Annotated in this window: 29 protein-coding genes; 18 read left to right on the top strand and 11 right to left on the bottom strand. The window is 69.8% G+C overall.

Features of this window, described 5'->3' with window-relative positions:
• The first annotated feature begins 33 nt into the window (after positions 1 to 33).
• Genes WKR98_RS01810 through WKR98_RS01795 form a run of 4 tightly spaced genes read left to right on the top strand, consistent with a single transcriptional unit; the run spans position 34 to position 2888 of the window.
• Complete coding sequence (locus WKR98_RS01810; RefSeq protein ID WP_124691598.1) at positions 34 to 1053, top strand: membrane dipeptidase; 1020 nt, start codon at positions 34 to 36, stop codon at positions 1051 to 1053.
• Positions 1053 to 1403, top strand: coding sequence for a RidA family protein (locus WKR98_RS01805; RefSeq protein WP_124691597.1), 351 nt, complete (start codon positions 1053 to 1055; stop codon positions 1401 to 1403). Before WKR98_RS01810 ends, WKR98_RS01805 begins: the two co-directional genes overlap by 1 nt.
• A 22-nt stretch (positions 1404 to 1425) precedes the next feature.
• Entirely contained in the window at positions 1426 to 2391 is a 966-nt protein-coding gene (locus WKR98_RS01800) for a Bug family tripartite tricarboxylate transporter substrate binding protein (RefSeq protein ID WP_124691596.1), read from the top strand.
• A gap of 11 nt (positions 2392 to 2402) precedes the next feature.
• Positions 2403 to 2888, top strand: coding sequence for a RidA family protein (locus WKR98_RS01795; RefSeq protein ID WP_341431854.1), 486 nt, complete (start codon positions 2403 to 2405; stop codon positions 2886 to 2888).
• Positions 2889 to 2899: 11 nt separating this feature from the next.
• Here WKR98_RS01795 and WKR98_RS01790 read toward each other — a convergent pair whose 3' ends face one another.
• Both WKR98_RS01790 and WKR98_RS01785 read right to left on the bottom strand, forming a co-directional pair.
• The gene (locus WKR98_RS01790) at positions 2900 to 3946 is read right to left on the bottom strand and encodes a glycosyltransferase family 4 protein (protein ID WP_341431853.1); all 1047 of its coding nucleotides are present in this window, start codon (positions 3944 to 3946) and stop codon (positions 2900 to 2902) included.
• Between the two features lie 95 nt (positions 3947 to 4041).
• Entirely contained in the window at positions 4042 to 4257 is a 216-nt protein-coding gene (locus WKR98_RS01785) for a DUF1289 domain-containing protein (protein ID WP_124691593.1), read from the bottom strand.
• A 143-nt stretch (positions 4258 to 4400) separates the two neighbouring features.
• Between WKR98_RS01785 and WKR98_RS01780 the strand changes: the two genes are divergently transcribed.
• Positions 4401 to 5405 (top strand): aldo/keto reductase, encoded by a 1005-nt coding sequence (locus tag WKR98_RS01780; RefSeq protein ID WP_445936053.1) that lies wholly within the window; start codon positions 4401 to 4403, stop codon positions 5403 to 5405.
• Between the two features lie 19 nt (positions 5406 to 5424).
• Here the strand turns inward: WKR98_RS01780 and WKR98_RS01775 are convergent, their stop codons facing one another.
• The 3 genes from WKR98_RS01775 to WKR98_RS01765 all read right to left on the bottom strand — a co-directional run bounded on the left by WKR98_RS01775 (position 5425) and on the right by WKR98_RS01765 (position 8252).
• Positions 5425 to 6237 (bottom strand): amidohydrolase family protein, encoded by an 813-nt coding sequence (locus WKR98_RS01775; protein ID WP_341431852.1) that lies wholly within the window; start codon positions 6235 to 6237, stop codon positions 5425 to 5427.
• A gap of 13 nt (positions 6238 to 6250) precedes the next feature.
• Positions 6251 to 7222, bottom strand: coding sequence for a Bug family tripartite tricarboxylate transporter substrate binding protein (locus WKR98_RS01770; protein ID WP_161567971.1), 972 nt, complete (start codon positions 7220 to 7222; stop codon positions 6251 to 6253).
• A 115-nt stretch (positions 7223 to 7337) separates the two neighbouring features.
• Positions 7338 to 8252 carry a LysR family transcriptional regulator gene (locus tag WKR98_RS01765; protein WP_341431851.1) on the bottom strand — a complete coding sequence of 305 codons (915 nt, stop codon included), beginning with the start codon at positions 8250 to 8252 and terminating at the stop codon, positions 7338 to 7340.
• Between the two features lie 154 nt (positions 8253 to 8406).
• Between WKR98_RS01765 and WKR98_RS01760 the strand changes: the two genes are divergently transcribed.
• Positions 8407 to 9396 (top strand): Bug family tripartite tricarboxylate transporter substrate binding protein, encoded by a 990-nt coding sequence (locus WKR98_RS01760; protein WP_341431850.1) that lies wholly within the window; start codon positions 8407 to 8409, stop codon positions 9394 to 9396.
• 11 nt (positions 9397 to 9407) lie between these two features.
• A complete protein-coding gene (locus WKR98_RS01755; protein WP_341431849.1) occupies positions 9408 to 10298 on the top strand; it encodes an amidohydrolase family protein in 891 nt (296 codons plus the stop codon).
• Between the two features lie 7 nt (positions 10299 to 10305).
• Here the strand turns inward: WKR98_RS01755 and metK are convergent, their stop codons facing one another.
• Positions 10306 to 11466 carry a methionine adenosyltransferase gene (gene metK, locus WKR98_RS01750; protein WP_341431848.1) on the bottom strand — a complete coding sequence of 387 codons (1161 nt, stop codon included), beginning with the start codon at positions 11464 to 11466 and terminating at the stop codon, positions 10306 to 10308.
• Positions 11467 to 11731: 265 nt separating this feature from the next.
• On the opposite strand from metK, the gene WKR98_RS01745 reads away from it, so the two are divergent.
• Positions 11732 to 12577, top strand: coding sequence for a lysophospholipid acyltransferase family protein (locus WKR98_RS01745; protein WP_341431847.1), 846 nt, complete (start codon positions 11732 to 11734; stop codon positions 12575 to 12577).
• Between the two features lie 8 nt (positions 12578 to 12585).
• Here WKR98_RS01745 and WKR98_RS01740 read toward each other — a convergent pair whose 3' ends face one another.
• From WKR98_RS01740 to WKR98_RS01730, 3 genes are read right to left on the bottom strand one after another with little or no spacing between them, the layout of a single operon-like run.
• On the bottom strand, positions 12586 to 12987 hold the full coding sequence (locus WKR98_RS01740; RefSeq protein ID WP_124691585.1) for a cupin domain-containing protein: 402 nt from the start codon (positions 12985 to 12987) through the stop codon (positions 12586 to 12588).
• Complete coding sequence (locus WKR98_RS01735) at positions 12971 to 13852, bottom strand: carbon-nitrogen hydrolase family protein (protein WP_341431846.1); 882 nt, start codon at positions 13850 to 13852, stop codon at positions 12971 to 12973. Before WKR98_RS01735 ends, WKR98_RS01740 begins: the two co-directional genes overlap by 17 nt.
• A complete protein-coding gene (locus WKR98_RS01730; protein WP_445936085.1) occupies positions 13849 to 14730 on the bottom strand; it encodes a 3-keto-5-aminohexanoate cleavage protein in 882 nt (293 codons plus the stop codon). The genes WKR98_RS01735 and WKR98_RS01730 overlap by 4 nt, the downstream gene beginning before the upstream one ends.
• Positions 14731 to 14837: 107 nt before the next feature.
• On the opposite strand from WKR98_RS01730, the gene WKR98_RS01725 reads away from it, so the two are divergent.
• The 7 genes from WKR98_RS01725 to WKR98_RS01695 all read left to right on the top strand — a co-directional run bounded on the left by WKR98_RS01725 (position 14838) and on the right by WKR98_RS01695 (position 21074).
• On the top strand, positions 14838 to 15554 hold the full coding sequence (locus tag WKR98_RS01725) for a TetR/AcrR family transcriptional regulator (RefSeq protein ID WP_124691583.1): 717 nt from the start codon (positions 14838 to 14840) through the stop codon (positions 15552 to 15554).
• A 209-nt stretch (positions 15555 to 15763) separates the two neighbouring features.
• Entirely contained in the window at positions 15764 to 16729 is a 966-nt protein-coding gene (locus WKR98_RS01720) for a tripartite tricarboxylate transporter substrate binding protein (protein WP_341431844.1), read from the top strand.
• A gap of 4 nt (positions 16730 to 16733) precedes the next feature.
• A complete protein-coding gene (locus WKR98_RS01715; RefSeq protein WP_341431843.1) occupies positions 16734 to 18083 on the top strand; it encodes a CapA family protein in 1350 nt (449 codons plus the stop codon).
• Positions 18083 to 18877 (top strand): aspartate/glutamate racemase family protein, encoded by a 795-nt coding sequence (locus WKR98_RS01710; RefSeq protein WP_341431842.1) that lies wholly within the window; start codon positions 18083 to 18085, stop codon positions 18875 to 18877. Before WKR98_RS01715 ends, WKR98_RS01710 begins: the two co-directional genes overlap by 1 nt.
• A gap of 28 nt (positions 18878 to 18905) precedes the next feature.
• The gene (locus tag WKR98_RS01705; protein ID WP_341431841.1) at positions 18906 to 19730 is read left to right on the top strand and encodes a sugar phosphate isomerase/epimerase family protein; all 825 of its coding nucleotides are present in this window, start codon (positions 18906 to 18908) and stop codon (positions 19728 to 19730) included.
• A gap of 33 nt (positions 19731 to 19763) precedes the next feature.
• Positions 19764 to 20066 (top strand): putative quinol monooxygenase, encoded by a 303-nt coding sequence (locus WKR98_RS01700; protein ID WP_161567970.1) that lies wholly within the window; start codon positions 19764 to 19766, stop codon positions 20064 to 20066.
• Positions 20067 to 20102: 36 nt separating this feature from the next.
• Positions 20103 to 21074, top strand: coding sequence for a Bug family tripartite tricarboxylate transporter substrate binding protein (locus WKR98_RS01695; protein WP_341431840.1), 972 nt, complete (start codon positions 20103 to 20105; stop codon positions 21072 to 21074).
• Positions 21075 to 21086: 12 nt separating this feature from the next.
• Here the strand turns inward: WKR98_RS01695 and WKR98_RS01690 are convergent, their stop codons facing one another.
• Entirely contained in the window at positions 21087 to 22733 is a 1647-nt protein-coding gene (locus tag WKR98_RS01690) for a DEAD/DEAH box helicase (RefSeq protein ID WP_341431839.1), read from the bottom strand.
• 89 nt (positions 22734 to 22822) lie between these two features.
• Between WKR98_RS01690 and dapF the strand changes: the two genes are divergently transcribed.
• The 3 genes from dapF to xerC all read left to right on the top strand — a co-directional run bounded on the left by dapF (position 22823) and on the right by xerC (position 25469).
• On the top strand, positions 22823 to 23698 hold the full coding sequence (dapF, locus tag WKR98_RS01685) for a diaminopimelate epimerase (RefSeq protein WP_124691575.1): 876 nt from the start codon (positions 22823 to 22825) through the stop codon (positions 23696 to 23698).
• Positions 23699 to 23772: 74 nt separating this feature from the next.
• Complete coding sequence (locus WKR98_RS01680) at positions 23773 to 24441, top strand: DUF484 family protein (RefSeq protein WP_238160197.1); 669 nt, start codon at positions 23773 to 23775, stop codon at positions 24439 to 24441.
• Positions 24442 to 24506: 65 nt separating this feature from the next.
• On the top strand, positions 24507 to 25469 hold the full coding sequence (xerC, locus tag WKR98_RS01675; protein WP_124692507.1) for a tyrosine recombinase XerC: 963 nt from the start codon (positions 24507 to 24509) through the stop codon (positions 25467 to 25469).
• A 6-nt stretch (positions 25470 to 25475) separates the two neighbouring features.
• On the opposite strand, the gene WKR98_RS01670 is transcribed toward xerC, so the two are convergent.
• Positions 25476 to 26426 (bottom strand): LysR substrate-binding domain-containing protein, encoded by a 951-nt coding sequence (locus WKR98_RS01670; RefSeq protein ID WP_341431838.1) that lies wholly within the window; start codon positions 26424 to 26426, stop codon positions 25476 to 25478.
• Positions 26427 to 26449: the final 23 nt, after the last annotated feature.

Below are 26449 nucleotides of genomic sequence, written 5' to 3'. Positions count from 1 at the left end.
TCGCCATCCATATCGCAGGAGCTGGAACCGGGAATGGGCAATGACAGGACGCAACCCTTTCGCATCGACGGGCTGCAATACAACAACTGGTCCGAGAAGATCTTCCGCCAATGGCGCGAGGGCGGCCTGGACGCCGTGCACGTCACCATCGCGTACCACGAGAACTTCCGGGAGATGGTGCAGGTCATCGAACGCTGGAACCGCTGGTTCGAGACTTTCCCCGAACTCATCGTCCTGGCCCGCGGCGCCGACGACGTGCGCCGGGCCCGCGGCGAAGGGCGCACGGCGGTCGTGTTCGGATGCCAGAATCCCTCGCCCATCGAGGACGACATCGGTCTGGTGGAAGTGCTGCATACGCTGGGCGTGCGCTTCATGCAGCTGACCTACAACAACCAGTCCCTGCTGGCCAGCGGCTGCTATGAAGCGAACGACGGCGGCGTCACCCGCATGGGGCGCGAGGTCATACGCGAGATGAACCGCGTCGGCCTGGTAATCGACATGAGCCACTCGGGCGAGCGTTCGACGCTCGAGGCGATCGAGCTGTCGCAGCGCCCCATCGTCGTCAGCCACGCCAACCCGCATGCCTGGGCGCCCGCGCTGCGCAACAAGTCGGACACGGTCATCAAGGCGCTGGCCGCGTCCGGCGGCATGCTGGGCTTTTCCCTGTATCCCCATCACCTGAAGGACAAGTCGGCCTGCCGCCTGGAAACTTTCTGCGAGATGGTGGCGCGGACCGCCGAGCTGGCGGGGGTCGAGGCATTGGGCATAGGCTCGGATCTGTGCCAGGACCAGCCGGACTCCGTCGTGCAGTGGATGCGGATGGGGCGTTACACCAAGCGCATGGACTATGGTGAAGGATCGGCCGCGCAGCCGGGGTTCCCGCCGCAGCCGGACTGGTTCCGGGACAGCCGCGACATGGCGCGGATCGAGGCCGGGCTGCGCGCCGTGGGCTTCTCCGACCGGGACACCGCGATGGTGCTGGGCGAGAACTGGCTGCGCTTCTTCGAAGCGGGTTTCGGACCCATGCCAGCCGATGCGCGGGAGGCCGCGTGATGAGCATCCAGAGAATCGGACCCGGCAAGCGCATGTCGGAAATCTCGGTCTTCAACGGCGTCCTGTACCTGGCGGGCCAGGTACCCCGGGAGACCCGCGGGCGCGACATCCGCGAACAGACGGCGGAAGTGCTGGCCATGATCGACGGGCTGCTGGAAGGCGTGGGCAGCAACCGGTCCCGGCTGCTGTCCTGCCAGATATTCCTGCGGGACATGGCGCTGTTCGCGTCCATGAACGAAGTCTGGGATGCCTGGGTCGCCGCCGGCCAGGCCCCGGCCCGCGCCACGGTGCAGGCCGCGCTGGCTTCGCCCGGGTGCGACATAGAAATCGTCGCGATCGCCGCGGCCTGAACCATCAAGAAGGAGACCTCTCATGTCCATGCATCGTATCGCCGCCGCCGTCCTGGCGCTGTCGTGTGCCGCGGGCGCCCACGCGGCGTCCTTTCCCAGCAAGATGATCCACCTCGTCGTGCCCTTTCCCCCCGGCGGCGTGGCCGACCTCGTGACGCGCACGGTGGGCCAGAAGGTGGCCCAGGACATCGGCCAGCCCGTGGTGGTCGACAACAAGCCGGGCGCCAGCGGCATCATCGGCGCGGAACACGTGGCGCGAGCCGCGCCCGATGGCTATACGCTGCTGGTGGCGAACCTGCCGGTCCTGTCCATCAACGAGCTGCAATACTCGGACCTGCCTTACTCCGCGAGCCGCGATTTCACGCCCGTCGTCATGCTGGCGGACCAGCCGTACATCATCGCCGCCAAGCCCGGCCTGCCGGTCGCCGACCTGGCCGCGTTCACCCGGCTGGCCAAGCAGAAGCCCGGCGCGCTGACGTTCGGCTCGGCGTCCAGCTCGACCTACCTGGCGGGCGAGCTTTTCAACGCGCGGGCCGGTACGCGGATGACGCACGTGCCCTACAAGGGCAGCGCCCCCGCCATCAACGACCTGCTGGGCGGACACATCGACCTGTTGCTCGATCCCGTCATCACGCTGCTGCCGCATGCGCGGGCCGGGAAGATCCAGGCCCTGGCGGTGACCTCGCCCACGCGCATCGACATCGCGCCCGAGATCCCGACCTACAAGGAAGCCGGCCTGGAGGGGCTGGACATCACGTCCTGGCAAGGCATCGTGGCGCCGGCCGCCACCCCGCGCGAGGTGGTCGAGACCTTGAACGCGGCGTTCAACCGCGCGCTCAAGTCGCCCGAGGTCGCGGCGCGCCTGAAGGAGCAGGGGGTATCGGTGAAAGGAGGCTCCGCCGCCCAGTTCGCCGCCTTCGTCGAGGGCGAGAACCAGCGGTGGGCCAAGCTGGCCCGGGAAGTGGGCTTCCAGCCCACCAAGCGCTAGGAGGGCCGCCCATGTCGAATGCCGATGAACGCCTGCGCGCACTGGGGCTTGCGCTGCCGCCGCCCACGCCCACGCTGTTCTCCTACGCGCCGGCGATTCGGCACCGCGATACCATCCACGTCGCCGGACAGATCCCCAAGACCGGGGCCGAGACGCTCCTGGCGCAGGGAGTCGTGGGCGAATCGGTGGACGCCGGCGTGGGCCGCGAGGCCGTCAGGCTGTGCGTGCTGCATGCCCTGGCGTGGGTGCAGCACCTGGCCGGCGGCACGCTTGCCGGCGTCGACCGCGTGCTGCGCGTGAACTACTTCTTCCAGGTCGGGCGCGAGCGCGGCCGGTGGTCGGAGCTGGCCGACGAAGGGTCCGAGCTGCTGGTGGCGCTGTTCGGCGACCGGGGGCGCCATCCGCGTTCCGTCATCGGCGTGAGCGAGCTGCCGCGCAATGCGCCGGTGCTGGTCGATCTGGACGTCGCGCTCAGGGAAGGCACGCCCGGCGCCTGAGCCCGGGACCGCTACACCGCGCCCTGGGGATACCAGTCCAGGTCGGCCTTCTCGCGTTTCGGATCGGCCGGCACCTGCAACTCCAGCAGGCGCGAGGCGATGGCTGTCCAGCTGTGCTCCAGCGCATGCTGCCGGATGTCGGTGCCCGACAGTTCCAGCGCCCCCATGCAGGCCGCGCGCAGGTCGTCGTGCAGGACGCCGGTGCGCCCTTCGCTCACGACCGCCATCGGCGCCTCGCTGCGATAGGCGGCCACCGGCGTGCCGCAGGCGATCGCCTCCAGCATGACCAGGCCGAACGTATCGGTCTGGCTGGGGAAGACGAACACGTCGGCGCCCGCGTAGTAGCGCGCCAGTTCGCTGTGCGGCTTCATGCCCAGGAAGACCGCGCCGGGGAACTTGCGCCGCAGCCGGGGCTCGTCCGGGCCGCCGCCCACGACCACCTTGGTGCCCGGCAGGTCCAGGGACAGGAAGGCATCGAGGTTCTTTTCCCTGGCCAGGCGGCCCACGCTCAGGAAGATGGGGCCGGGGTAGGGCAGCGCGTTGCCGGCCTCGGGCCGGAAGCGCTCGGTGTCCACCCCGCGCGCCCAGATGTGGAGGTTGCCCAGCCCCTTGGCCGCGAGCGTGTCGCGCACGGTGGGGGTCGGTACCAGCACCCGCTGCGAAGGCCGGTGGAACCAGCGCATGAAGTGCCACGTCCAGTTCGCCGGGAGGCCTATCCGGGCCTGGAGATAATCCGGGAACATGGTGTGGAAGGACGTGGTGTAGCGCCAGCCCCGCTGCCGCGCCAGCCGCCGCGCCGCCAGGCCCAGCGGCCCTTCGGTGGCGATGTGCAGGGTGTCGGGTTCGCGGTCCGCCAGCGTGCGCAGCAGGTGCCGGCGCGGTTCCACGCACAGCCGCACGTCGGGCTCGGTAGGGGTGGGGATGGTGCGGCTGCCGACGGGGCTGACGATGATGAGTTCGTGGCCCCAGGAGGTCAGCGTTTTCTGCATGTACGTCCAGGTGTGGACGACGCCGTTGATTTGCGGATGCCAGGCATCCGTGACGAGGACGATGCGCATGGGCGGTAGAGGTCGGTGCGATGGCGCCTATTTAGCCTGCGGCATGTGACAGGCCGAAGACTGTCATGAAGCGGGCCGCGGCCCCGCGCGGCCGGTCAGCCCTTGCGCCGGGGGTAGCCCTGGGCCCGGATCCGCTGCCACACGACCTGTTTTTCCTCGGGACTCATCTGCACCCAGTTGGCGACTTCCATCGCGGTACGGCCGCATCCGCGGCAGATTTCGTCGAACAGGGTGGAGCACACCGCCACGCAGGGCGAATCGGGAAGGGAGGCGGAGGGTGGGGGATCGGAAACGGGTAGCTTGGCGGTCATATGAAGGCAGTGTAACGCCAACCGCGGCCCCTTCCGGCAGCGCGCGCCAGGCCTGCATATCCTTACTTCCAGGGAATGGTTCCAGGAAGCGCCGGGGTGTTCTAGCATAGGTGGTTCCTTCCATTCCTACCGACGCATCCACCATGACCTTGGCCACCACCCGCCTGGGCCGCACCGGCCTGACCGTCAGCCGCCTCGCGCTCGGCACCATGACCTTCGGCCTGCAGACCGAGGAATCCGTCGCCCGCCAGATCCTGGACAAGGCCGCCCACGGCGGCATCAACTTCCTGGACACCGCCGACGTCTATCCGCTGGGCGGCGGCTTGAAGACGATAGGCACCACCGAGGAAATCCTGGGCCGCTGGCTGCGCGAGGCGCCGGGCCGGCGCGCCGGTTTCGTCGTGGCGACCAAGGCCTTCGGCCGGACCGGCCCGCATCCCTGGGACCAGGGGTCGTCGCGCAAGCATCTGCTGGATGCGATCGACGCCTCGCTGGCACGGCTGCAGACGGACTACGTCGATCTCTACCAACTGCATGGCGACGACACGCGCACGCCGCTGGACGAGACCCTGGAGGCCCTGGACACCATCGTGCGGTCCGGTCGCGCCCGCTACGTGGGCGTGTCCAATTTCCTGGCGTACCGCCTGGCCCGCGCGCTGGGCAAGTCCGAGCTGCACGGCCTCGTGCGCTTCGTCTCGGTGCAGCCCCGCTACAGCCTGTTGTTCCGCGAGATCGAGCGTGAACTGCTGCCGCTGGCGCAGGAAGAGGGCCTGGGCGTGATTCCGTACAACCCGCTGGCCGGCGGGCTGCTGACCGGCAAGCATCGCCGCGGCGCGCCCACCGAAGGCACCCGCTTCACGCTGGGCACCGCGGCCGAGCGCTACCAGGAGCGTTACTGGGCCGACCGGTATTTCGACACGGTGGACGCGCTGCAGGCGCTGGCGAAGGAAGCGGGGGTATCGCTGACGACGCTGTCGGTGGCCTGGGTGCTGGCCAATCCGCTCGTTACCGCGCCGCTGCTGGGCGCGAGCCGGCCCGATCAACTCGACGATACGCTGGCGGCGGCCGGCTACGTGCTGGACGCGGGACTGAAGCAGCGGCTGGACGAGCTGACGCAGGTCTACCGCTGGGGCGACTCGGCGCGTTGAACCTGCCGGACGCGGTCGATCACGAGAAATAGAAGCGCAGGGCGTTGCCGCCGAAGATGCGGCGCCGGTCGGCCGCGTCCGGAATCGTTTCCTCCAGCCACGTGATGGCGGCCTCGTAGGTCATGGTCGATTCCGCGCCCACGAAGGGGCAGTCGCTGGCCCACATCAGCCTGTCTACATCCACTTCGCGGTACAGCGCCTGCGCGCATTCGCGGGCATTGGCTCCCAGCCGGTAGGCGCCCGACATCTTCACCCAGGTGCGGCCCTTGCGAACCGATCGCAGCATGGCCTGGAAACCTTCGCTGGCCGTTCCCGAGACCGGATCGGGCCGGCCGATGTGATCGATGACGATCTTCACGCCCGATTGCTCGAGCAAGGGCAGCACCGCCGGCAGCCGGGGCCCCTCGATGTGCACGTGCACGTGCCAGTCCAGGTCCACCAGCCGGCGCAGGAACTTGCGATAGTTCCACGAGTCCAGGTCGGGCAGTTCCGGCAGGCCGATGAAGGGCAGCCGCACGCCCCGCATGCCGGCGGCGTGCATGGCGTCCAGCGAGACCTTCTCCACGGCGGGGTCGGCGATGATGGTGCCGCGCAGCCGCGCCGACTTGCCCAGGGATTCGAGCACGTAGTCGTTGTAGTCCCCCCAGGGGCTGGCGGCGGCGATGACGGCGTAGTGCACGCCGTGCCGGTCCATGGTGTCGAGCAGCTGCTCCACCGTGAAACTGTAGTCCGGACTGTGCCGGGGATTGGGCACGAGCGGCATGTCGCGCGTGAAGACGTGGACGTGGGCATCGACCAGCACGGCGTCGGCCGGGGAAATCGCGAAGGTCACGGAAAAACTCCTGCTAGTTCTGCTGCATGGGGATGCCCGCCTTGCGGATGACGTCCGCCCACTTGGCGATGTCGCGCTTGAACACGTCAGCGAGTTCCCCGCGCGTGCTGCCCTGGGCCTGCGTGCCGAGTTCCTCCAGGCGCTGGCGGATGGCGGGCTCGCGCAGCACTTCGTTCAGCGCGGCGTTCAGGCGGTCCAGCCTGCGGGGCGGCGTGCCGGCCGGCGCGAACAGGGCGTTCCAGCCCGCGACTTCATAGCCGGGCACGCCGCTCTCGGCCACGGTGGGCACCTTGGGCAACCAGCTCGAGCGGTGGCTGCCGGTGGCCGCGATCGGCGTTGCCTGGCCCGACGTGATGGCGCCCCTGAGCGCGGCATACGACTCGAACATCACGTCGACGTCGCCGCGCAGCAAGGCGGTCAGCACTTCGGGCGTGCTCTTGAAAGGCACGATCATGGCGTCGACGCCGGCCATGGACTTGAACAGTTCAGCCGACAGGTTCTGCGTGCTGCCCGGGTTGATGGTGCCCAGCACCAGCTGGCGTTTCTTGCCCTCGGCCAGCAGCGCGGGCAGGGATTGCAGCTTGCCCTTGGCGTTGGTCAGCAGCACCAGGTCGAAGTAGGCGACGGTGGAGATGGGCTCGAAATCGGCGACGGGATCGTAGGGCAGCTTGAAAAGCGTCTTGCTGATCGCCGTGCCGTTGGCGAATACCGCCAGCGTGTAGCCGTCGTGCGGCGCGCCCAGCACGGCGTTGGCGGCCACTACGCCGCCCGCGCCGGGCTTGTTCTCGACCACGACCTGCTGGCCCAGGCGTTCGGACAGGCGCTGCGTGACCAGGCGCAGCGAGATGTCGGCCAGCCCGCCGACGCCGAAGGGCACCACCACGCGGATGGGCTGCTCGGGGTAGCGGTCGTCCTGCGCGTGGAGCGGGGCGATGGCGGCGAACATCAGCGCGGCGGCAATGGGCCGCGCGGCGCGGTGGAACATGGCGGTCTCCTCGTGGCGCGGTCCGGGCCCGCGCCGGGAGCATGCGGGAGGACCGTCGATTCGCCGCCAGTCTAGGCAGTCGGGGTGGCGCGGACAAATGAATTGTTTGGCGGATTCATGCGCGCCGTTCATGGACCGCCGCCAGGCGGCCCCGGATCTCGGCCACGAGCAGGTCGCGCATGGCCTGCGCGGCCGGGGCAAGCACGGCGCCGTGGCGCGTCACTACCGCCAGATGTCGCGCCACCGCGGGGCCGGCCAGCGGACGCGTGACCACGCCGGGCGCCTTGGTGGCCGACAGCGCCGGCACCACGGTCAGTCCCAGTCCGTTGGCGACGAAGTCCAGCGCGATCGACGTGTGCTGGGCCTCGTAGGCCCAGCGGAACTGCAGGCGGCGATCGCCCAGCGCGTCGTCGATGGTGGCCGCGTTGCCGGCGGGCAGGCTGATGCGGATCAGGGGTTCGCCGCGCAGGCGTTCCCAATCCACTTCCCTGGCCCGCGCCAGGCGATGGCGGGGCGGGCAGGCCAACACGAACGGTTCTTCGGCGAACACGTCCATGTCCAGGCCGAACCGGTTCGAGCTGGCCAGCGACACGCCGAAGGCCGCGGTGCCGTTGTGCACGTGCTCGGCGATCTCGCCGATGGAGTCGTCCAGCACGCGCACCGAGATGTCCGGATGCCGCGTCGCGAAGCGCAGCAGCGCCGGCGACAACTGGGTGATCGCCAGGGTCGGCAGGCAGCCGAACACCAGCCAGCGCGGTGCGGTGCCGGCGTGCTGGCGCACCGTGTCGTAGGACAGTTCCAGTTCCTGCATGGCCTTGCGCACGCGTGGCAGCAAGGCGCGGCCGGCGTCGGTCAGCGTGATCGCGCGCGTGGTGCGGGTCAGCAGCTTCATGCCCAGGCTGTCCTCCAGCTTGCGCAGGCGGTGGCTGACCGCCGTCTGGGACAGATTCAGGTGGGTGGCGGCCGGCAGGAAGCCGCCTTGCTCGACGATGCAGAGAAAGGCCTGCATGCCGAGGAAATCGATTTGCATGGATGTCTCGTCGGAAGAAAAACGGCACAGCGACATCATCATCACGAGCAGGGCGGCATGCAAGGAATTCATGGACTGGTGCAAAACAATCATTTGAAGCGGGCCCGGCGGGACCTCTAAGCTCAGCGTCCCGCAAACCAGGAGGCGAGACCCGATGCCGTGCCCATACCCTGTCCGTCGCGCGTGGCTGCATGCCGCCGCCTGCCTGGCCGCGGGCCTGCCGCTGGCCGCGCCGGCCCAGGCCGCCCGCTATCCGTCCCGGCCGGTCACGCTGGTGGTGCCGTTCTCGGCCGGCGGATCGGTGGACGCCGTGGCGCGCATGCTGGCCGCGCAGCTCGGCCGGCGGCTCGACGCGCAGTTCGTGGTCGAGAACGTTCCCGGCGCCGGTGGCGTGATCTCCACCCAGCGCGTCGCGCGCGCGGCGCCCGACGGCTACACGCTGCTGTTCACGACACCCAACCACACCATCAACCCGGCGATCACACCACGCCTGTCCTTCGATACGGAAAAGGACTTCGCGCCCATAGGACTCGTCGCGCAGATTCCCGAGCTGCTGGTGGCCAGCGGCAACCAGCCCTTCGACGACTTCAAGGGCTTCGTCGATTTCGCCCGCAAGAACCCGGGTAAGCTGACCTATGGATCGGCGGGCAACGGCACGCTGCCCCACGTCACGACGGAACTCCTGCTGGAGCGGCTCGGCATCCAGGTCGTGCACGTGCCGTACAAAGGTGCGGCGCCGGCGCTCAACGACCTGCTGGGCGGCCAGATCGCGGTCAAGATGGACACGGTCACCACCTCGCAGCCGCATTTCGCCGGCGGCAGGATCAAGCCGCTGGCCATCGCCAGCGCGAAGCGCTCGGCGTTGCTGCCCGAGGTGCCGACCATTGCCGAGTCCGGCGTGCCGGGCTACGAAGGCCTCCTGTGGCTGGGCGTGCTGGCGCCGGCGGGTACGCCGCGCGAGGTGATCGACGTGCTGCACCGGACGATGGCGGATATCGGCAAGGACCCCGCCTGGAACAGCCAGTTGCAGGCGGCGGGCGTGGAGCCCAGGACCAGCACGCCCGAAGATTTCGCCGCGATGATCTCGGCCGAGATCCGGCAATGGAAGGACGTGGTGCGGCGTGCCCGCATCACGGCCAACTAGTGGAGGCCGCGATGCCCGGCCACGACGCGCTGCCCCTGACGCCGCCGCCCGATCCGCACCCGCGCAAGCCCCGGCTGGCCGCGCCGGCGGGCGCCATCGATTGCCACGTGCACTTGTTCGGACCCGCCAGCCGCTATCCGTTCCACCCGGACAGCAAGTACCGCTCGGCGGACGCGCTGCCCGAGACCAACATCGCCTTGCAGGACACCTTGGGATTGTCCGGCGCGGTGGTGGTCAGCGGCGCCGGCTACGGCCAGAATCCGGACCACCTGGCCGAGGTGCTGCGGCGTTTCCCGGATCGTTTTCGCGGCGTGGCGCTGCTGCCCGACGACGTGGACCGCGCCCGCGTGGCCGAGCTCGACGCGCTGGGCGTGCGCGGCGCCCGCTTCGTCAGCCATGGCCACCGCGGCGCCTTGCCCCGGTTGTCGTCGCCGCGCATTCCCGAACTGATCGCGGAGTTCGGCTGGCACGTACAGTTCTATCCCCACGGCACCGATCTGGTCGAGCATGCCGATGCGCTGCTGCGCCTGCCCAACCGCATCGTGCTGGATCACTTCGCCTGCATTCCCGCCGCGGGCGGAGTGGACCAGCCGGCCTTCCGGCGCTTGCTGGAGCTGCTGGATACCGGGCGCGTGTGGGTGAAGATCTCCGGCCCGATGCGCAGCACGCCGCAGGACTACCCCTATTCCGAGGTCACTACCCTGGCACGCGCCCTGGTGCGTCATGCGCCCGAACGCCTGCTGTGGGGCAGCGACTGGCCGCACACGAATATGCAGGGCAGGGGCATGCCCAACGACGGCGACCTGTTCGACCTGCTGGCCGAGTGGGTGGAGGACCGCCCGGTGCTCGAACGGATCCTGGTCCGCAATCCGCGCGAAGTCTACGGCGAGTTCAGCGGGTAGCGGGGAGTTAACGCGCCGACCGCAGCGCCGCCGCCTTGTCGGTGGCTTCCCAGCTGAACTCCGGCTCCGAGCGGCCGAAGTGGCCGTAGGCGGCCGACTTCTGGTAGATCGGGCGCAGCAGGTCCAGCATGTTGACGATGCCCTTCGGACGCAGGTCGAAGTGCTCGCGTACCAGCTTGGCGATCTGGTCGTCGGGGATGACGCCGGTACCGTAGGTGTCGACCGTGATGTTGATGGGCTCGGCCACGCCGATGGCGTAGCTGACCTGGATCTGCGCGCGCGTGGCCAGGCCCGCGGCGACGATGTTCTTGGCCACGTAGCGGGCGGCATAGGCGGCCGAGCGGTCGACCTTGGACGGATCCTTGCCCGAGAACGCGCCGCCGCCGTGCGGGCATGCGCCGCCGTAGGTGTCGACGATGATCTTGCGGCCGGTCAGGCCGCAGTCGCCCTGCGGGCCGCCGATGACGAAGCGGCCGGTCGGGTTGACCAGGTAGCGGGTTTTGTCGGTGATCAGGCCGTCGGCGAAGGTCTTCTTGATGATCTCTTCGATGACGGCTTCGCGGATGGTGTCCTGGCTGACGTCGGGCGAGTGCTGGGTGGACAGCACCACGGTGTCGACCTCGACCGGCTTGCCGTCGACGTAGCGGAAGGTGACCTGGGACTTGGCGTCCGGGCGCAGCCACGGCAGGCGGCCGTCCTTGCGCAGCTCGCTCTGGCGCTGGACCAGGCGGTGCGCGTACCAGATCGGCGCGGGCATCAGGTCGGGCGTTTCGGTGCAGGCGTAGCCGAACATCAGGCCCTGGTCGCCGGCGCCCTGGTTCAGGTAGTCGTCCGAGGCGCGGTCCACGCCCTGGGCGATGTCGGGCGACTGCTTGTCGTAGGCGACCAGCACCGCGCAGCCCTTGTAGTCGATGCCGTAGTCGGTGTTGTCGTAGCCGATGCGCTTGATGGTGTCGCGCGCGACCTGGATGTAGTCGACGTTGGCGCGCGTGGTGATCTCGCCCGCCAGCACGACCAGGCCGGTGTTGCACAGCGTTTCCGCGGCCACGCGCGAGGTCGGGTCCTGCGCGAGGATGGCGTCCAGGATGGCATCCGAGACCTGGTCGGCGACTTTGTCGGGGTGTCCTTCGGAGACGGATTCCGAAGTGAAGAGGTAGGAATTGGCCACTCGATAGTCCTTTGAAAGCTGACCGGCGCGCACGCCGGCTATCGGTTCCGCGGCGTGTTGCACGTTGCTGGGTCTTGGACCTGTGGCGAGCAGCGACGCTTTAGCGGCATTTATGCGCGCACCGGACGGACCGGCGCCGCGATCGCCCCGCAAGTTGTCTGTTAACTCGGCGATCTTTTCCATTTTAGGGGAAAATCCGGATGGAGCCCACCCCCCTGCCGGCATGGTGGCCGCGGGGCTTGTTCTTCGAGGTTCGGATCGTTCGATGCTGCTGACTTTCTATCGTTTGCTCGCGCGGCTGCCGCTGGGCTGGCTGCACCGCCTGGGGCGCTGCCTGGGATTGCTGGTGTATCGCAGTTCCGCCGACTATGCCGCGCGCCTGCGTGCCAACGCCGCCCTGGGCGGCTATGAAGGCGAGGACTTCGCGCGCCGTGCGGCCGCCGCCGCGGGCGAGGGCGCGCTGGAGATCCCGCGCGTCTGGTTCCGGCCCGACCGGGCGCTGGCCGAGTGCCGCACCGACGACTGGGACGCCGTGCAGGGTGCGCTGGACGAGGGCAAGGGCATCCTGTTCCTGACGCCGCACCTGGGCTGCTTCGAAGTCGCGGCGCGCTACTACGCCCACCGGGGCGGCCCCATCACGGTGCTGTACCGGCCGCCGCGCAAGGCCTGGGTATCGCAGCTGGTCGAGGGCGGCCGGCGCGGGCCCAACCTGGATACCGCACCCGCCAATCTGCAGGGCGTGCGCCAGCTGGTGCGGGCCCTGCGCCGCGGCGAGGCCATCGGCATCCTGCCGGACCAGGTCCCCGGCAACGGCGAAGGTGTGTGGGCGCCGTTCTTCGGCAAGCCCGCGTTCAGCATGGTGCTGCCCGGCCGGCTGGCGGCGCAGACCGGCGCCGCCGTGGTGCTGGCGGCGGGCGAACGCCTGCCCGGCGGGCAGGGCTGGAAGGTCCATTTCGTGCGGTTGTCCGGCCCGGTGCCCGAGACGGCGGAGGACCAGGCCGCCTGGGTCAACGCCGGCATGGAGGCCATGATCCGCCGTTGTCCCGAGCAGTACCTGTGGGGCTACAACCGCTACAAGGCGCCACGCGGCGAGACCCCGCCCGCGGCATGACGCGCGCTTCAGTCGGTGAAGAACTTCGCTCCGCCGAAGAAGCGGTTGGGCTTCATGAAGACCGACAGGAAGGTCGCGCCTTCCGGGGCGCGGGCGATGTGGATGTTGCCGCCCGGCCGCCAGACGAATCCCCCCGGTCCTACTTCGCCCTCGTCGTCCACCAGGCGTCCGGACAGGATGTAGGTCTGCTCCAGCGCCGTGTGTTCGTGCAGGGGCACGACCGAGCCGGGCGCCATCCGGAACAGGATGGTCGACATGCCGCTGTCGGCATCGGCGTAAAGGATTTTCATGTCGATGCCGGGAAAATCGGTCGGATGCCAGGCCATGGCGGCTGCGTCGACGTAGCGCGAGCGAAGGTTCGAAGGCTGGCTCGGCCGGGCGGGCGAGCGCTGTTCATGCGGTTGTGTCATGAGGCATTCCGTCGGAAGGGACAAAGGGTGAAGGGCCGGCCAGCCGCAGGCTGAACGCGCGTTCGTGGGACAGGCCGGGCAGTTCCGCGCGGACCCGGGCCACGGCGGCCAGGTCCAGCGGAACGACCAGGCAGCCGGGTTCGTCGTCCAGTTCGCCCAGCGTGTCGCCCCAGGGTCCCAGCGCCAGGCTGTGGCCGTAGCTGGCCCGGCCGCCGGGGCTGTCGCCGCAGGTGGCGGGGGCCAGCACGAAGGCACCGTTCTCGATCGCGCGGGCGCGCAGCAGCGCATGCCAGTGGGCGGCGCCGGTGGCGCGGGCGAAGGCGGCGGGGACCACGAGGATCTGCGCGCCGGCCAGCGCCAGCGCCCGGTACAGGCCGGGAAAGCGCAGGTCGTAGCAGATGGAAAGTCCCACGCGCCCCCAGGGGGTATCGACCGCGACGGCCTCGTCGCCCGCGGTATAGGCGGACGATTCGCGTATCGTCCGGCCGTCGGGCAGCGTGGCGTCGAACAGGTGAAGCTTGTCGTAGCGGGCGGCCAGGCGGCCTTCGGCGTCGAACAGCAGGCTGCGGTTGAACATGCGCTGCGGGCCGTCGGGCACCACCATCGAGCCCAGCAGCACCCACATGCCCAGGTCCCGCGCCAGGCTGCGCACGGCGGCCTCGACGTCGTCGGCGCGGTCGGCCGCGGCCCGCATGGCCTGCCGGCTGCCGTGCAGCATGGCGGCGTACTCGGGCAGCAGCAGCCACTGCGCGCTCTTGCGGCGCGCCTGCAGGGCCATGGCCGCCAGCTCGTCCAGGTTGCGGTCCAGGTCCGGGCCCGGCCGCACCTGCGCCAGCGCGACGCGCAGCGGGTCTTCCGTGGTCATCGCGGCCGCAGTCCGATCATGCGCCGCGCCTCGTCGGGCGTGGCGGGTTCCATGTCGAGCGCATGCAGGATCTCGACCGCGCGGCCGACCAGTTCCGCGTTGCTGCGGGCCTGCACGCCCTGTTTCAGGTACAGGTTGTCCTCCAGACCCACGCGCACGTGGCCGCCCAGCAGCGCGGCCTGCGCCAGCATGGGGAATTCCTGGCGGCCGATGCCGAATGCCGCCCAGCGCGCCCCCGGCGGCAACTGGCCGCGCAGGTGCATCATGGTCTCGCTGTTGGCGGGCGCACCCCACGGCACGCCCAGCACCAGCTGCCACAAGGGCTGGGGTTCGATCACGCCGCGGTCGATCAGGTGCCGCGCCAGCGCGATGTGGCCGGTGTCGAAGATTTCCAGTTCGGTCTTGGAGCCGGCCTCCCGGATCACGGCGGCGATGGCCTCGATGTGGTCCGGCACGTTGATGAGCGCGCCCTTGCCGAAGTTGAGCGACCCCATGTCCAGCGTGCAGATCTCCGGCCGCAGTTCCAGGATGTGGGCGCAGCGCTCGGCCGGCGGGCGCAGGTTGGAGCCCGCCGCCGCGGTGTTCGGCGCGGACGCATCGGGCAGGAAGCGCGCGCCGGCGCCGGTGGTCAGGTTCAGGATGACGGGCGAGCCGCTGTCGCGCACGCGTTCCACCACTTCCCGGTACAGCGCGGGGTCCAGCGACGGCTTGCCGGTGGCCGGGTCGCGCACGTGGATATGGGCGATGGCCGCGCCCGCGCGGCAGGCCTCGATGGCCGATTCCGCGATCTGCCGCGGCGTGACCGGAACGGCCGGGAATCGCCCGGCCGTGTCGTCCCCGCCCGTGATGGCGCAGGTCAGGATGGGGGTGGGCACTATCTCCTCCTTAAATACATACGTTTGTTTAAATTATAGGCGAGGCAAAATAAGGCGGTCAACGCTTCCGACGTACAATCGGGACTCGTTCCCGCTACGGCCTTCCATCCATGACCCGTAAATCCGCTTCCGCCGTGTCAGCCCCGCCCGCCACGCGAGTCCGGCCCCGTGGCTCGCAGAACGCGGCCGGAGAGGAAACGCGCACCACCATCCTCGACGTGGCCGAGCGCATCTGCGCGGCGGAAGGGTTCGAAGCCTTGTCGGTGCGTGCCATCAGCGATGCGGCCGGCGTCAACCTGGCCGCCATCACCTACCACTTCGGCGGCAAGTCCCAGTTGTTCGAGGAAATGTTCCGGCGCCGCGTCGTGCCGCTGAACGATGAACGGCTGGCGCTGCTGGATGCGGCGCTGGCCAGCGGCGCCCCCACGCTGGAAGCGGTGGTGCGGGCCTTCGTCGAGCCGCCCATGAAGCTGACCGCGGCGATCAACGCCCGCAGCAACAACTCGGCGCTGGTGGTCATGCAGTTCCTGTCGCGCGCCTTCGCCATGCCGGGCGAGAACGAATTCCTGCAGACCTACTACGAGCCCGTGCGCAGCCGTTTCATCCTGGCGCTCAAGCACTTCCTGCCCAAGCTGCCGCTGGAGGAAGTGATCTGGCGCTACAACCTGATGGTGGGCGGCATCATCTACGCCATGGGCGGCTGGGAGCGCATGGAGCGCCCGCCCGCGGCCTTCGCGTCCGCGCCGTTGCCGCACGTCCACCACCGGCCCGACGACATGGTCGACCGCATGGTGCGCTTCTTCCTGGCCGGCCTGCTGGCCGACTAGCTTTCCGGCGCGGTCCCGCGCCGCAACTTCCCTTTTCGCGTTTTCCGTACGCCTCCCTGCGCACGCCGCCCGGTGGCGCGTTCGTCGTGCCGGGCGCATGCTTTTCGATCCGTCCATGCCAGGGTTAACCCCGGTGGCCAGCGGTCGACGACGGCCTATAATCGGCATTAATAATTCAAACGTTGGTTTAATAAATGCCGGAGACAAGCATGGCTCGACACTTTCTGGCGGCTTTGGCCGCCTTGGCGCTGGCGGGATCCGCGCACGCGGCCGCCGGATCCTGGCCGACACATCCGGTCACCATCGTCGTGCCCTATGCGCCGGGAGGCGCGACCGACGCGGTCGCGCGGCTGGTGGGGCAGCGCATGGCGGAAAAACTCGGGCAGCCGTTCATCGTCGAGAACAAGCCCGGCGGCAGTTCCAACATCGGGATGCAGGCCGTGGCGCGCGCGGCGGCCGACGGCTACACCCTGTTGCTGGTGGCCAATTCCATCGCCACCAACAACAGCCTGTTCGCCGACCTGCCGTTCGACGGCCAGCGCGACTTCGCACCGGTGGGCATGATCGCCTCCGCGCCGCTGGTGGTGGCGGTGCCGGCGGGCTCGCCGTTCAAGACGCTGGGCGACCTGCTGGCCCGGGCTCGCGCCAAGCCCGGGGAATTGACCTACGCGTCGCCGGGCATAGGCAGCTCCGCCCACCTGGCGGGCGAGTCGCTGAAGCAGGCGGCGGGCATCGAGGTTCTGCACGTGCCCTACAAGGGCGCCGCGCCCGCGCTGGCGGACATGCTGGGCGGGCGCATCTCGTTCATGCCGCTGAACACGGTCGAATCCATGTCGCACATCAAGGGCGGCAAGCTGCGCGCGCTGGCGATCGCGCGCGCCAGCCGCATGGACCTGCTGCCCGACGTGCCGACCGCGGCCGAGGCGGGCGTGCCCGGTTACGAGGAATCGGTGTGGTACGGGCTGGCCGCGCCCGCTGCCACGCCGCCGGCGGTGCTGGACAGGCTGAATGCGGTGCTGCGCGAAGTCGTGGACGAGGCGGCGGTGAAGCAGCGGCTGGTGGACCTGGGGGCGACGCCGTCGCCCGGCACGCGCCAGCAGTTCGCCGACTTCATCGCCCGCGAGCGCGCCCGCGTCGCCAAGGTCGTGAAGACCGCCAACATCCAGGCCGAGTGACGCCATGCCCTCCAACGAGCCGGCACGCGGGGCGCCGACGGTCACGATAGGCGCCGTGGGCGACCTCTACATCGGCAAGCCGCTGCGTGGCGAGACGGACCCGGGCTTCGCCGCGGCGGTCCGGGCCTTGCGCGAATGCGACGTACGCTTCGCCAATCTCGAAGTCCAGTTGCTGAGCCACCCGACGGTGGCCGCGGCCCAGGCGCCGGGCGCCTGGGCCGGCGCACCCGCGGCGCTGGCCGGGGACGTGGCCTGGCTGGGTGTCAACGTGGCGTCCACGGCCAACAACCATGCCGGCGACTATGGCGTCGACGGCCTGCGCCAGACCGAGGCCACGCTTCGCGACCTGGGCATTCCCCATGCCGGCACCGGCGCCGACCTGGAGCAGGCCCTGCGCCCCGCCGTGGTCGATACGCCGGGCGGCCGCGTTGCCGTGCTGGCCGTTTCCTCCAGCCATCTCGACCACGCGCGGGCAGGGCGGACGCGAGACGATACGCCGGGCCGGCCGGGCGTCGCGCCGCTGCGCTTCGGCACGCGCTACCGCGTCGATGCCGAGGCCTATGCCGCGCTCGAGCGCATCCTGGAACGGTTGCCCGCGGGCCATCATCGCGAACATCCGCTGGCGCGCGCCTACGACGACGAACGCGGACCGGCGCTGTCGCTGCTGGGCGCGCGCTTCGTGCGCGGCAAGGATTTCGGCGTGGAGTCCTGGGCCGCGCCCGACGACGCGGCCGACATCGAGGCGGCGGTGCGCGCGGCGCGCCGCGACGCCGACTGGGTGCTGCTGAGCATGCACACGCACGAGTACGACGCGCGCCCCGACATGCCGCCGGACTTCGCGGTGGAGATGGCCCGCCGCGCCATCGATGCCGGGGCCGATGCCGTCATCGGACACGGCGCGCACGGCGTACGGGGCGTGGAGCTGCATCGCGGCCGGCCCATCTTCCATGGCATCGGCGCCTTCGTGTTCCAGCCCTATCTGTTTCCCACCCAGCCCGCGGACTTCTTCGATGCCTACGCGATGCGCGACCGGCCTCTGGCCGACGTCTACCAGGCGCGGCGCGACAACGCCGGTTTCTACCACCGGCGTTCGGCCTGGGAAGCCCTGTTCATCCGCCTGACCTGTGGCCGCGACGGTTCGCCCGCGTTCACGCTGCAGCCGCTCACCTTGTGGGCCGAGGGAGAAGGGCCCGACGGCCTGCCCAGGCTGGCGCGCAACGGCCAGGGCCTGAAGCTGCTCGAGAAGGTGCGGGACCTGAGCCGGGAACTGGGTACCGACCTGCGGCTGGACGCCGCGCAACATCTTTTGCATGGGCATGGCGCAGCCGTGCCCGCCCAACCAAGGAGGCTGTAATGCGTATCTGGTATCAGCTCGTCTCGTCCGAGACCGGCATGGCGAATTTCCTGCGTGCCACCCAGGCGCTGTGCGACGGCGCCGCGCTGCCGGGGACCAAGGTGGAAGTGCGCGGCACCCAGCAGGGCGCGCTGGGCGACCAGTTCCGCCTGTTCTGGAACTACGACGTGCGCGAGATCATCGACAACGCGCTGGCCATCCGCCAGCAGGGCGGCTACGACGCGTTCGTGCTGGCCAACTCGCTGGACCCCGCGCTGGTCGAACTGCGCGAGATCCTCGACATCCCCGTGGTGTCTTTCATGGAGGTCTGCTGCTTCCATGCCTGCACCATGGGCGAGCGCTTCGGCCTGGTCGTGCCCAACGAGAAGATGGTGCCGCGCTATCGCGAGATCCCCATCGGCTACGGGTTGCGCGACCGGCTGGCCTCGGTCGAGTACATCGAGTTCTCGAATATCCGCGGCTTCGATTCCGTGTTCACCGATACCCGCGCCGGCGACGATTGTGTGGAGCAGATCCTGGCCGCGTCCCGCAAGTCCATCGAGCGCGGTGCCGAAGTGGTGATCCCCGCCGGGCCGTCGTCCACGCTGCTGGCCCAGCGCGGCATCTTCGAGGTCGACGGCGTGCCGCTGCTGGACTGCTACCGGCTGCTGGTCAAGGCGACGGAAATGGTCGTGGCCATGAAAGAGATGACCGGCGTGCACGTCAGCCGCAAGCTGCTGTACCAGGCTCCGCCCGAGGAATACGTGCGCAAGGTGGCCGAGGTGCGCAACATCGACGCCTTGCGGTCGCGGTAATGGCGCGCCGCACCGGCGGGAGACGCGCATGATGCGGGAGCGTCTGGCCATCAACCAGATCACCACGCCCGCCTGGTCGCTGGAGGAGGCCATTGCCGGCTACGCGCGCCACGGCGTGCGCGGCGTGGGCGTGTGGCGCGACAAGCTGGCCGAATGCGGCGTGGCGCGGGCCCGCCGGCTGCTGCGGGACGCGGACGCCTGGGTGCCGTCGCTGTGCAAGGCGGGAGACCTGGCGCAACTGCGCGCACGCGGGCCGGGCGCCGCGCTGGCCGATTGCCGGCAGGCCATCGACGAGGCGGCCGAGATCGGCGCGGGGGCCGTCGTGTTCGTCTGTGGAGGCGGCGCGGCGGCGGGCCTGGCGCGGGCGCGCGGGGAAGTGCGGGACCTGCTGTGCGAGGCCGCGCCGCTGGCGGCCCAGGCGGGCGTGACGCTGGGCATCGAACCCTTCCACCCCATGCACGCGGCCGAGCGGGGCTGCGTGAACACGCTGGCGCAGGCGCTGCGCCTGTGCCAGGAAGCCGGCCCGGGCTGCGGCGTCGTGCTCGACGTTTTTCACACCTGGTGGGATCCCGACCTGTACGACAGCCTCGCGCCGCGGCACCTGCCCTACATCGCCACCGTGCAGTTGTGCGACTGGCGCGTGCCCACCCGCCATCCGGTCAACGACCGCGCCATGATGGGAGACGGCGCCGCCGACCTGGCGGGGCTGCTGGCCTGCCTGGCGCGCAACGGCTACGCCGGTCCGTACGAAGTCGAGATCTTCTCCACCGACTGGTGGGAGCGCGATCCGGACGAGGTGGTGCGCATCGCCATCGATCGCTGCCGGACGCTCGAGGCGGCCATCCCGGCCTGAACCCTTTTCAAACTCATGCAACGGAAAGACACCATGCAAGCCATATCGCTGATCGTCGAGTTCTCCATCAAGCCCGAACACCGCGAGGAATTCCTCGCGGTCATGCAGACGCACGCCGCCAACTCGCTCAAGGAAGAAGGCTGCCTGCAGTTCAAGATCGTCACGCCGTCGGCGCCGATGGACGACCGCGTCTTCCTGTTCGAGGAATGGAAGGACCAGGCCGCGCTGGACTGGCACCTGGCGCATTCCGCGCTCAACGACACGCGCAAGCGCTACGACACCTGGATCTTCAACCGCCACATCACCCACGGCCGCGTGGTCGCGCCCGCCGCCTAGGCCGGGCGCGGCCCTTTCGACAACGAGGAGACCTCCATGCATGCCTTGCTGCGCTTCATCGTGTTCACGTCGGCCGCCGCGCTTGCCGGACCGGCGCCGGCCCAGAACGGCTATCCCTCCAAACCCGTGCGCATCGTCGTCGGCGCCGCGCCCGGCGGACCCACCGACCTGGTCGCGCGGCTGCTGGGGGACAAGCTGTCGCAAAGCATGGGGGTGCCCTTCATCGTCGAGAATCGCGGCGGGGGCGGCGGCGTCATCGCCGCCGAGACCGTGGCGCGGGCCGAGCCCGACGGCTATACGTTGCTGATGGGCACGGTCAGCACGCACGGCATCAACCCGACGCTGTATCGCAAGCTGGGCTACGACGCGGTCAAGGACTTCACGCCGATTTCCCTGGCCGTCACCTATCCGCTGGTGCTGGCCATCAACCCCGCCACCGTCCCTGTTGCCAACATGACGGAGTTCCTGGCCTATGTCCGCCAGCACCCTGGCAAGGTGAACCGCGGCTCCGCGGGCAACGGCACCTCGATGCACATCGCCGGCGAGCTGTTCAACAGCCTGGCCGGCACCCGCATGACCCACGTTCCCTATCGCGGCAGCGCCCCGGCCGTGGCGGCCCTGCTGGCCGGCCAGGTCGGCGTGGACTTCGAGAGCATTCCCGTCGTCATGCCGCACGTGGAGTCGGGCAAGCTGCGAGCCCTGGCGGTTACCAGCGCCAAGCGCTTCGAATCGATGCCGGACGTTCCCACCGTGGCGGAGACGCTGCCCGGCTACGAGTTCGTCGGCTGGCTGGGGCTGGTCGCGCCGGCGGGAACGCCGCAACCCATCGTCGAGACGCTGTCGCGCAAGATCGCCCTGGCCCTGCGGGACAAGGAGGTCAAGGCCAGGCTGCTGGCCCAGGTCATGCAGCCGGTGGGCGATACGCCCGAGGAGTTCGGGCGCTTCATCCGCAGCGAGATCGCCAAGCTGGGCGCGGTGGTGCGGGAGTCGGGCGCGACGGTGGACTAGCGTCGACAGGCCTCAGGCCGCGCTTTCCAGTATCGCGGCCAGCCCGTGCTCCATCGCGTGCCGCGACACCACCAGTTCCAGCCGCAGCATGGCACGCGTGGCGCCCACGAAGAGCTTGCGCGCCGTCCGCTCGTCCAGGTGGTCGAAGTCGACCTCGGTGAACACGACGGCGGGCGCGGCCTGGCCCTTGAAGCGGTAGACCGACTCCATCAGCACTTCGCCTTCCGAGAACTCGGGCTTGCCGAACAGGTCGTAGCGCCCGGTGAAGGTGCGCATGGCATGCGGGCCGAGCTGGGTCTGGCCCAGCACGGCCGAGCTTTCGCGGCCCCGGAAGCTGACCACCGCGATGTCGGCGCGCTTGAAGCCGGCGGCCAGGCTTTGCGAGATGGCCTTCTTGGTGTGCACCAGCAGGTCCGCCTCATTGTCGTAGACCAGCACGCCCAGCCCGCCGGCGGCGATGGGGCCGCGCGGCTCGATGTGCTGGTCGTCGGGCAACAGGCGGTCCAGCAGCTTCACGATGCTGCGCGGACTGCGGTAGTTGCTTTGCGCGCGCAGCGTGACCCAGTCCGGCAGGTGCACGGCCGGCTTGCCGTACAGGTTCTGCATCGGGTCTTCCAGCCAGACCAGGCGCGCGTGCTCGCGCGCATGGCGCAGGATCTGGTCGCGCCATTCATCGGAGAAGTCCTGGCCTTCGTCGATGATGATGGTGTCGAAGCGCAGGTGGTCGGGCACGGCTTCGCGCGCGGCGCGCGACACCAGGCTGGTGAAGGCGTCGGGGCCCGAGAAGTCCACCGGCTGCCCGGCGGCGTGCAGCACCTTGTCGCACAGGGTGTGGAAGGTGCACGCCAGCCCGCCTTCGGGCGCGATGCCGTTGAAGTGGTCCGCCAGCGGCCGGTTGAAGCAGACGTACAACGGCCGGCGGCCGGCATCGATGGCGGTGCGGAACTCGGCGTGGGCGAGCTGGGTCTTGCCCGACCCGGCGGTGCCGATCACCCTCAGGCGGAACGGGTCGAACTCCAGCCGCCGCGCCCAGTGCGCCAGGCCGCCCGAGATGCGGGTGACCAGCGCCCGCGCCTGCCCCACCAGGGCGTTGGCGTCGGGTTCGAGCTGGATGATGTCGTCCAGGAAGCGGCGCACGGCCGGCGCGGCCTGGGTGGCGGGCGCCTGCGGCAGCGCCAGCTGGATGACCGCGCACAGGCGGTCGCGCTCGGCGGCGTCGACGATGCGCTCGGCCGACAGCCCGGCGGTCTCGGGATGGCGCACCGAGTAGTCCGGGCAATACAGCAGGTACTCGACGCGGATGGCGTCCAGGTGGGGGCGCCGGGCCAGCCGGCCGCGCAGCACCGCCAGCTGGCGCGCGATCTGTATCGGCACGTTGGTGCTGTGGCTGGGGTATTTCTTGCAGAGCCCGTCGGCGGTTTCCTCCAGGAACCCGCTGACCTGCTCGATCAGCAGCAGGTCGCCGGCGGCGTTGACGATGGCGAAGTCGATGTCGCCATAGACCGAGAAGCCATGCTCCACGTTGGTCCAGTGGACGGCATGGTAGACGGTGTAGGAATCGGGCAGGCCGCGTTCGAGCGTGGCCAGGGTTTCGATTTCCCGGCGGGCGGCGCCGGTGGCGTTGATTTCCCGCCAGCCGTCGGGGACGATACGAGCCATTGCAAGTTCCAGTAGACCGGCCAGTCGCCAGAATACCAAGCTCCGCCCCCGGCGGCGCGTGGCGCCTGGGCGCGGACTATAATTCCGGCATGACCTGGCACTTCACCAAAATGCATGGCGCGGGCAATGATTTCGTCGTCCTGGACGGCGTGCGCCAAGATATCCGACTCACTCCCGAGCGGGCGCGCAAGCTCGCCCATCGGCAATTCGGCATCGGGGCCGACCAGATCCTGCTGGTCGAGCGGCCCACCCGCTCCGACGCCGACTTCCGCTACCGCATCTTCAACGCCGACGGCGGCGAGGTCGAGCATTGCGGCAATGGCGCCCGCTGCTTCGTGCGCTTCGTCCACGAGCAGGGCCTGACCGACCGCAATCCCGTGCGCGCCGAGATCTGCACCGGCATCATCGTGCTGAACGAACAGGACGACGGCGAGGTCAGCGTCGACATGGGCCGCACCAGCTTCGATCCGGCCGCCGTGCCGTTCGACCCGGCGGGCCTGACGCCCCGGCGCGAAGGCCAGGACGACGTCTGGCCGCTGGACGTGTCGGCGCCGGGCGAGGCCGAGCGCGTCGTCTGGGTGTCGGCCGTCGGCATTTCCAATCCGCACGCGGTGCAGGTGGTCGACGACGTCGACCTCGCGCCGGTGGCGTCCGTCGGCCCGCGGGTCGAGAGCCATCCGCGCTTTCCCCGCCGGGTCAATGCCGGTTTCATGCAGATCGTCGGTCGCCACGACATCCGGCTGCGCGTCTACGAGCGCGGCGCGGGCGAGACGCTGGCCTGCGGCACGGGCGCCTGCGCGGCGGTGGCCGCGGGCATCCGCCGCGGGTTGCTGGAGTCGCCGGTGCGCGTGCAGACGCGAGGCGGGGTGCTGACCATCTCCTGGGACGGCGAGCAACTGCTGATGACCGGCCCGGCCGTGACCGTGTTCGAAGGCACCGTCGACGTCGACCGCCTCCTGGGTTAGAGGGGGAGGGGAATCCACCTCCTACGCGCTTCGCGCGCCCTTGCCTTATATCAACAATGAATTCCGGAACGTACATGGACGCCAACGAAGTCGCGCAATACCTCAAGGACAACACCGATTTCTTCGAACGGCACGCCGAGCTGTTCTCCACCATGAAGGTGCCCCATCCCCACGAGGGCAAGGCCGTCTCGCTGGCCGAGCGCCAGGTGCTGGCGCTGCGCGAGCGCGTGCGCGGCATGGAACTGCGGGTGTCGGAGCTGGTGCGCGCCGCGGCCGAGAACGAACACATTTCCGACCGGCTGCTGCTGTGGAGCCGCGGCCTGCTCAAGGAACGCGACCCGCAGGCGCTGCCCGCCGCCGTGGCCGGCGGCCTGGGCGAGATCTTCAGCGTGCCCGACGTGGCGCTGCGCCTCTGGGCCGACACCGCCCCGGGCGATGCCGAAGCCCCCTGGCGCGGCGAAGTCTCGGCCGATGCCCGCACCTTTGCCAATGGGCTGATGTCGCCGTACTGCGGCCCGAATTCGGGCTTCGAGGCCGCCGCCTGGCTCGACCGCGAAGTGCGTTCGCTGGCCCTGATCCCGCTGCGCGTGGGCATCGCGCCCGAGGCCTTCGGGCTGCTGGTGCTGGCATCGCCCGACGCCGAGCGTTTCACGCCCTCGATGGGCACGACCTTTCTGACGCGTATCGGTGAACTGGCCAGCGCATCGCTGTCGCGCCTCCTGACCGAGGCGCCGCGCGCCTGACACGTACCGTGGCCGACGATCCCCATCCCGGTTCCGAGGCCACGGGGCCGGCGCTGGCCCGGCCCATGCTGGAATGGCTCGAACACCTGGGCTCGGGCCGCCGCTATTCCCCCCACACCCTGGCCGCCTACCGGCGGGACCTCGCCCATCTGGTCGAACTGGCGGATGACGTGCCGCTGGAACGCGTGTCGCAGGGGCACGTGCGCCGCTACCTGGGACAACTGCACGCGCAGGGCCTGAGCCCGCGCAGCCTGGCCCGGCTGCTGGCCAGCTGGCGCGGCTTCTACCAATGGTGGGCGCCGCGCGTGGGCATGCCCGGCAACCCGGCCGCGGGCGTGCGCGGCCCCAAGGCGCCGCGCGGCCTGCCCAAGGCCTTGTCGGTCGACCAGACGCAGGCCCTGCTCGACCACGCCCCGCCCGTCGCGGCCGAAGTCACCGGCCAGAGCGCCGAGCAGCGCCATGCCGTCGAAGTGCGCGACACCGCCATGTTCGAGCTGTTCTATTCCAGCGGCCTGCGCCTGTCCGAACTGGTGGGCCTGGACACGGCCTATGCGCGCGAACCCGGCTACGAATCGTCCAGCTGGCTTGACCTGGCCGAGGCCGAGGTCAGCGTGCTGGGCAAGGGCAGCAAGCGCCGCATCGTGCCGGTCGGCAGCCAGGCCTGCGAGGCCCTGCGCGCCTGGCTGGCGGCGCGCCCCACCCTGGTGGCGGGGGGCGGCGACGTCCATGCGCTGTTCGTCGGACTGCGCGGCCGCCGCATCTCGGCCCGCGTGGTCCAGGCGCAACTGGCCAGGCGAGGCCAGGCCGCGGGCGTGCCCACCCACGTCCATCCGCACGTGCTGCGGCACAGCTTCGCCAGCCACGTGCTGCAATCGGCCGAGGACCTGCGCGCGGTGCAGGAAATGCTGGGCCACGCCAGCATCTCGACCACCCAGATCTATACCCGGCTGGATTTCCAGCACCTGGCCAAGGTGTACGACAAGGCGCATCCCCGGGCGGGCCGCAAGGAGCCCGGGAAGAAGGAATAGGGCGGGCTATTTCAGGTAGCTTTCGCCCAGTTGCGCCGAGACGTTCTGCACGCAGTCCATGAACAGTTTGTCGCGGGCGTGCAGGGCGCGGTCGCGCAGATGCAGCAGCGAGATGCGGCCGAACACCGGGGGCAGCGTCACCGGCACGATGGACAACTGCCCCGAGGACGCGAACAGCGTGGCGGTGGGCAGGGCCGCCACCGCCAGGGCGCGGCTGTTCTGCATGATGACCATGTTGGCCAGCACCGAGGCGCACTCGACGCCGAAGCGCGGGGGCGCGCCGCCCGCCTCCATGAAGATCAGTTCCAGGCCCCGGCGGGTGATGCCGTCGCCGGGCGGCAGTATCCACGGCCATTGCGCGAGCTGGGCGAGCGTGGCGCGCCGCCGCTTCAGGATGGGATGGCCGTTGGCGCAGACTGCGACCATGCGGATGTTGAAGAGTCCGATGTTCTCGACGTTGTCCAGGTGCTCGGCGGCGTGGAAGCGGCCGAGCAGGAAATCGAGCCGGTTGGCGCGCAGGCCGGCCATCAGGTCCTCGAAGGCGCCATCGTGCACCCGCACGGTTACGCCGGGCAGCAGCGACTTGATGCGCAGGATGATGTGCGGCAGCAGCAGGGCGGTGGCGGACGTGTTCGCCCCGACGTTGATCACGCCGTCGATGCCCGTGTCGACCGCGTCCAGGTCCTCGCGCATCCGGCCCAGCGAGCCCAGCACTTCCCGGGCGCGTTCGACGATGCCCAGGCAGTGCGCCGTCGGGGCCAGGCCCTTGGGCAGGCGTTCGAACAGGCTCACGCCCAGCATTTTCTCCAGTTCGCCCAGGGCCTTGGACAGCGCGGGCTGCGTCGTGTGCAGCAGCCGGGCCGCCTGGCTCAGGTTGCGCACCGAGGCGAGCGTCACCAGGATCTGGAGATGCCGCAGCTTCAGGCGGTCGCGAAGATACCAGTCCTCTCTGAGCATGTGAGTCGCCCCCCCGTGTGCCC

Source organism: Pigmentiphaga sp. YJ18, assembly GCF_038066655.1.
Taxonomy (GTDB): Bacteria; Pseudomonadota; Gammaproteobacteria; order Burkholderiales; family Burkholderiaceae_B; genus Pigmentiphaga.
Note: the sequence above shows the minus strand (reverse complement) of the source record. Positions and strands in the feature narration are given on the sequence as shown.